2 protein-coding genes are annotated in these 1,982 nt (G+C 68.2%); both read left to right on the forward strand.

The genetic code is table 11. The features are described 5' to 3' along the window. Nucleotides 1-39: 39 nt before the first annotated feature. Nucleotides 40-1,278, forward strand: a complete 1,239-nt coding sequence (locus ABZ911_RS43090; RefSeq protein WP_358070495.1) for a serine hydrolase domain-containing protein — start codon at nucleotides 40-42, stop codon at nucleotides 1,276-1,278. Nucleotides 1,279-1,653: 375 nt separating this feature from the next. Next, the coding region (locus tag ABZ911_RS43095; RefSeq protein ID WP_358070498.1) for an ATP-binding cassette domain-containing protein at nucleotides 1,654-1,982 on the forward strand (329 nt) is incomplete at its 3' end.

Consider the following 1,982-nt stretch of genomic DNA (forward strand, 5'->3'; position numbering starts at 1 on the left):
TCGAATCAAACACGTACTATCGCGAAATGAGGAGTGACCATGAGTGAATCCCTCCGCCCCGTCAAGAACAACAGGGCCCGGACGCCGCGGGTCTCCCGGCGAGTGGCGGTCACGGCGCTGGCAGCCGCGCTGCTGGCCGGGGCGGCCACACCCGCAGTGGCCGGCAGCGCGGCCGTGCCGAAGGCCGCCGCCGGGCAGGATCGCCCGGAACTGCAGAAAGCCATCCAGGAGATCGTCGATCTCGGACTCGCCGGGGTGCAGCTGCGCGTGCACGATGAGCGGGGCGAGTGGGTCGGCAGCGCCGGGGTCCGCAAGCTCGGCCAGACCGCCAAGCCGCCGACCAACGGGCAGTTCTGGACGGGCAGCGTCATCAAGCCCCTCACCGCGACCCTGGTACTGCAACTGGTGGCCGAAGACAAGATCGAGCTGGACGCCCCGGTGGCCGGCTACCTGCCCAAGCTCGGGCTGGACCGGCGGATCACCGTACGGATGATGCTGCAGCACACCAGCGGACTGTTCAACTACACCGGCGACTTCAACGACGACGGGAAGTTCGTGCCGGGGATCCCCGGCAAGGGCAAAGAGTGGCTGGACAACCGGTTCCACAGCTACCGGCCGGAGGAGCTGGTACGGCTGGCGCTGTCCAAGCCGGCGCGGTTTGAGCCGGGGACGGACCAGAGATACGCCAACACCAACTACACGCTGGCCTTGCTGCTGATCGAGAAGGTCACCGGCCGCCCCTACGCCGAGGAAATGAAGCGGCGCATCCTGCGGCCGCTCGGGATGCGGAACACCGTGGTACCGGGCAACCGGACGCAGATCCCCGGACCGCACGCCCACGGCTACTTCCGCTACCAGGACGCCGGCCAGTGGAAGGTGGTCGACGTCTCCCGCCAGAACCCCTCGCTGCTGGCCGGCGCCGGGGCACTGATCTCGACCACCCAGGATCTCCAGACGTTCATCTCCGCGCTGATGGGCGGCAAGCTCCTGCCGGCCCCGCTGCTGGCCGAGATGCGCAAGCCGTACGGCAAGCTCGGCTACGGCCTTGGGCTGTTCGTGCAGGACCTGGGCCCGAACTGCGGCGGCACCGTCTTCCAGCACAACGGCAGCCCTCCGGAGGGCTACGGGGCGCTGATGTACAGCTCGCTCGACGGCAAGAAGACCATGACCGCCTCGATTACCACCGGGGACGCCGCAGCCGACCCGGCAGCGGTGTACCCGAAGCTGGTGGAGAGGCTCCTCAAGGAGGTGTTCTGCGGCGGAAAGGCCGCGGGCTAGAACCGGCCAGGCATTCCCCACCGGCGGCCGAACCGTCGACGTTTCCGCGAGGGTCTGGTTTTGGCCCTGTTCGCCTGAGGCCGGGGTCGCCCGAGGGTGAGATCCCCTCGGGCGACCCGCCTGAGCAATCCAGATACCTCCGGCACCGGCAGGGGCCGAGCCCCGCCAGGGCGGCCACGCCGGCTCGCTCACCCTGGCCGACGCCCGCCGCCGGGCATCGCGCCTTGATCAGACATGGCCACAGGGTGGATCGAGCAGAAGCGGCGCTACCGGCAGTACAAGGCGCGCGCGAAGCAGTTCCGGCGAACTAACGGCTGACCAACGCCATCGATGGCGTCACGAGCGACGAACGGTAACGAGAGAACGGATATCCAGATGACACTCCATCAGGTCCAGTGGCCTGCGATCCGCGTGCAGGGCCTGAAGAAGTCGTACAAGGAGCTGCAGGTTCTGCGGGGCGTGGACTTCGAGGTGGCGCGGGGCAGCATTTTCGCGCTGCTCGGCTCGAACGGGGCGGGCAAGACGACGGCCGTGAAGATCCTGTCCACGCTGCTCAAGGCCGATGCGGGGACGGCCAGCGTGCACGGCTTCGATGTCGCCACGCAACCTGCGGACGTGCGGGAGTCCATCAGCCTCACCGGACAGTTCGCGGCCGTCGACGAGATCCTCACCGGGCACGAGAACCTCGTGCTGGTCGCCCGGTT

This window comes from Nonomuraea sp. NPDC046570 (assembly GCF_040645915.1).
In the GTDB taxonomy this organism is placed as follows: domain Bacteria; phylum Actinomycetota; class Actinomycetes; order Streptosporangiales; family Streptosporangiaceae; genus Nonomuraea.